Annotated in this window: 2 protein-coding genes and 1 pseudogene; all 3 read left to right on the top strand. The window is 57.4% G+C overall.

Annotated features, from left to right (window positions below):
- The first annotated feature begins 473 nt into the window (after positions 1–473).
- Complete coding sequence (locus tag WCA53_RS05935; protein ID WP_423906851.1) at positions 474–2,114, top strand: FAD-binding protein; 1,641 nt, start codon at positions 474–476, stop codon at positions 2,112–2,114.
- Positions 2,115–2,375: 261 nt separating this feature from the next.
- Positions 2,376–3,392: a quinone oxidoreductase family protein gene (locus WCA53_RS05930; RefSeq protein ID WP_423906849.1), complete on the top strand. Its 1,017-nt coding sequence runs from the start codon at positions 2,376–2,378 to the stop codon at positions 3,390–3,392.
- A gap of 331 nt (positions 3,393–3,723) precedes the next feature.
- Positions 3,724–3,909: pseudogene (locus WCA53_RS05925) on the top strand (ferredoxin--NADP reductase); the annotation flags it as partial.
- Positions 3,910–4,333: the final 424 nt, after the last annotated feature.

The following is a 4,333-nucleotide window of genomic DNA, read 5'->3' as shown; positions in this document are numbered from 1 at the left end:
GTGCAAGGTGGACTGACACAAGCGCACAAGGTTTCTGGTGCGCTACAGCACGCGGGGTGCGGGAGCGTGATTCGCATACCCTGAAGCCATCCAGTCGTTCACACCCTTCGACGCTTTCAAACGCGGACTGCAATGCATGGTTTCGCGCTCACCCTTCTCCGTACGTCGAAACATATTTTCCAACTCATTCGTGACGATTTCGCAGAACACTTATGCGTTCAAGCCACTGTTGGGGCCGACTCGCACGGGGATAGGATGGGCTCGCGACATAGATGAGCGATCGGCCAGCTAGCAGAAGTGTGGTGGCGGCCGCCGCTTCGTCGAGGCACAAGGCTTAGATAGGTCGCGCGCAACGTTCGCGACGCCAATAAAGAAGGAAGATGTTTTCGGAGACAAGCGTATGGCGTTCTCCCCTCATGTCTACTGGTCGTTAAGAATCCGTTAATTCAATGTTTGACCGAAGGAGGACGTTCATGTCAGATTTTCTTGTAACCGACGTACTGGTGGTAGGCGAAGGCTGTGCAGGGCAAACGGCAGCCCTTACTGCAAGCGAGTCGGGTTGTGCCGTCATCATGCTTGGGGATGGCCGCGCACCGAGCACTGCCGTTTCCACTGGCTTTCTTACCTTTGCTGCGCACGAAGGCTTTGATCGTGCCCAGCTTTTCGAAGCTATGTCGCAGACCACAGGCAAGGGCTTGTGTGATAGCGCTCTCTTGAGGCGTCTCGTCGATGAAGCTCCAAAAGAAATGGCGGAGTTGATTGCGCAATATGAGATTCCCGTCGACAACGTTGAGCGTGGACTGAGAGCGCGCCGGGCAGTGAGCAAGAGCGGAAAGGAGCTCCTCGCCGGATTGGATGCCGATTACGGCGAGAGTGACGTCGAAGACATGACGGGGCTCATGATGGAGTTCTCATCGACACACGGAACGGCGCTCTATGCCAAGTTGCGTAAAGCTGTCAACAGTTCGCCCAAGATTCGGCGCGTGCGAGGAAGCGCTCTGGTTCTCGAACCGGATTCCACCTCGGTAGGTACCCTTATCGATGGCAAGCCGGTGACAATCGCTGCTCGATCGATCATCCTGGCGACCGGTGGGGTTCAGGGCCTATACGAGGTCACAGATAACCCCGAGACGCTGACGGGCGATGGTCACGGCATGGCGATGGACGCCGGTGCCGAGCTGGTCGATATGGAGTTCATGCAGTTCTACCCGCTCTCAGTCAGTGAGGAGGGCGCGCCGACAATTTTCCTTTATCCGGATTTCCCGAGGCTTGCCAAGCTCATTAACGACAAGGGCGAAAACATCCTGGTGAAGCATCTTGGCGAGGGCTCGCAATACCTTGCGGAACTGCACAACTGGGATCACCTGGCCGCAGTGGTGCAGACGGAGATTGTCGAAGGCAAGAAGGTCTTTGTTGACTTCCGCGAAACGAAATCAGAGGATTGGGCGCCGGACTCACTCACAGGCACCTTCTTGGGAAAGTGCTTCCCGAATTTCCGCACCACGCCGGTACGGGTTGCACCCTCATCGCACTACACAATCGGCGGTCTGAGGATCGATGTGAACGGCCGCACCAATCTTCCCAAAATCTACGCTGCGGGCGAGTTGGCCGGTGGCGTGCATGGCGCCAACCGTCACGGTGGCACTGCGCTCGTCGATGCCATGACGTACGGTCGGATTGCCGGACGGCATTCGGCCGGGAGCCTTAACGGCGCGGCTGCGAAGAACGGTGCATCGCTTCTGCCGCCGGGCAGCAAAGCCGGAAAGGCAAGCCGGATCGAGGGGGTAATGGGCGATCTGCGTCGCGCAAACCAGTTTGCTCTTGGTCCTATTCGTAACGGCGCACGGCTTCAACGTGTCGGAGAACAGTTTGCTGAACTCCTGAACGAGGTCCGCTCGTTCGGCTGGAACAGCTATAGCGAGATGCAAGAAATCTTTCGCCTCGAGCGCTCTATCAATCTGTCTGACGGTATGCGCCAAGCCATGTTGCGCCGCACGGAGACGCGCGGAGTCCACCATCGGTCCGATTTCCCGGACGCCAGCGATACATGGCTGAAGAAGCAGGTGTTCGCTCTGCGAGATGGGGCGTTTCGATTCGAAGACGTCGCCATGTAACCAAAGTCGCGTATGCGCGATATCGCATTCGCTCTTTGCCTCGCGGCGGCGTCACTTGTGTTTGAGCGCCCAGGCGAGAACACGGAAGGTGAAGATCGCCGCACCCCGAGGCAACCTCCGCTGTGTTTCGTTTTTCGGCATCGATAGCGAAGTCAATTTGAGCTCGCAATGAGCGAGCAACTAAGCCGACGGCGTGAAGCTCGCCTGCGCTTCTTAAGTGCTGTTCGTGGCGACAGAGTCGCTGCGTTGTAAATAACCGATATGGAGACGTATATCATGGGAATGGCAGCGGTAATTCATAAGAAAGGTGGGCCTGACAACTTCGTATGGGAGGAGATTAAGGTTGGGGCTCCTGGCCCAGGCCAAGTGCGCCTTCGTAATACGGCAGTCGGAGTGAATTTCTTGGATACTTACCACCGAGCCGGCATTCCGCACCCGCTGATCGTCGGCGAGCCGCCGGTGGTGGTCGGCTTCGAGGCGGTTGGCGTGATCCAGGAGGTCGGTCCCGGTGTCAGCGACTTCGCCGTTGGCGAGCGGGTCTGCACTTGCCTTCCCCCCCTCGGCGCCTACAGCCAGGAGCGCCTCTACCCAGCCGATAAGTTGATCAAGGTTCCCAAGGACCTGGCGCTCGATGACGTGCATCTCGCGGGATTGATCCTGAAAGGAATGACGGCACAATACCTGCTGCATCGGACACACAAGGTGCAGCCCGGAGACTACGTGCTCATTCACGCGGCGGCCGGCGGCATGGGTCACATCATGTGTCCCTGGGCGCGCCACCTTGGCGCCACCGTAATCGGCACTGTCAGCACCGACGAAAAGGCCGAGATTGCTCGTAACCTCGGCTGTCACCATACGATCAATTATTCCACTGAGGACTTCGTCGCATCCGTTCGAGAAATCACAGGGGGGAAGGGCGTTCACGTGGTCTACGATTCGATCGGCAAAGACACACTGCAGAAGTCCCTCGACTGCCTGCGGCCACTCGGAATGTGCGCAGCCTATGGTCACGCGTCGGGAGTGGCGGACCCGATCAACGTGGTCGAGGACCTGGGCGTGCGCGGGTCGCTTTTTATCACTCGGCCTGCACTCTGGCACTACATGGCGAGCCGTAGTGAAATCGACGCAGGCTCGCGCTGCTTGTTTGATGCCGTCAAGGCTGGTGTACTCCATAGCAATGTTGCGAAGACCTTTCTGCTGCGGGAAGCGGCGGTGGCGCACAAGTACATGGGCGCCCGCAAGACGATCGGGTCGATTGTCATGCTTCCGCACGGGTAAGTAGCCGTAGGCGGCCAGCGCCCCGGAATCTTCGGGGTTATCGATGGCGACACCGTGATCGCCCATCTGTGGATAGCGTTGGTTGGCGATCACATCTTTCCAACGGTCAGTCGTTCGCCGCCGGCTTCTGCATTGCCTGTCCCGAAAGTCAGGAAACGTTCATCGACTGCGATTTTTAGCCGTCATTGCGCGTCGACGCATGTTGACCATCTCTGATACCAGGGTAAGTCGCACGCCAAATCATCAATCGTTCGATCGAGTTACTTCGGACTACGTCCAGGCGAACAGCTCCGTACGCTCTACATCAAGGCAGTCGGAAAAACCAAGTCACATGAGCGCATTCCAAAGAGAGAAAGTTCTTTCTGTCCGGCACTGGACCGATTCGCTTTTCAGTTTCATCGCCACCCGTAATTCCGGCTTTCGATTTCGAAATGGTCAGTTCGTGATGATTGGCCGCGAGGTCGACGGGCGTCCGTTGACGCGCGCCTATAGCATGGCGAGCGCCAACCACGAAGAGTGAACGCTTTGCCGAATGGCGTCGTTTCACTAACCTTACCCAAAGTCCGGGCGGGTTTTAAGGAAAGGTCATTCCATCGAACTACTGCGCTGCAAACACTTTAATGTGATAACGCCGTCGGGCGGCATCGGCATCACCTGAGGTGGTAAGGTTTGTGCAAACCATTCTCCGAAATGCCACGGGAGCGCGAGCGATTAGATCGCTGTCGGCTACGATCTGGCCGGCTGCCTGGTAACGCCGGTGGCGCACGGCGACGTCCCGCTGTAGGACTTTGCGTTGAAGGGCGAGGTCTTCAATTGAGCTTGTCCGCAAAAAATGGATCCCTTGCTGAGTGTGTAAAACTCACGCAAGGAGGAAGGAAAGATGGGTAATCCGAGAGCTCGATATACGCAGGAATTCATGCTGGAAGCCGTGCGTATGGTCC

Origin of the sequence: Caballeronia sp., assembly GCF_049581465.1 — a bacterium.
Taxonomy (GTDB): Bacteria; Pseudomonadota; Gammaproteobacteria; order Burkholderiales; family Burkholderiaceae; genus Caballeronia.
This window is presented reverse-complemented; position numbering and strand designations above follow the sequence as displayed.

What these genes read in the sequence shown, in the direction of transcription:
- WCA53_RS05935 (WP_423906851.1), top strand. Translation starts at nt 474, where the DNA reads ATGTCAGATTTTCTTGTAACCGACGTACTGGTGGTAGGCGAAGGCTGT.
- WCA53_RS05930 (WP_423906849.1), top strand. Translation starts at nt 2,376, where the DNA reads ATGGAGACGTATATCATGGGAATGGCAGCGGTAATTCATAAGAAAGGT.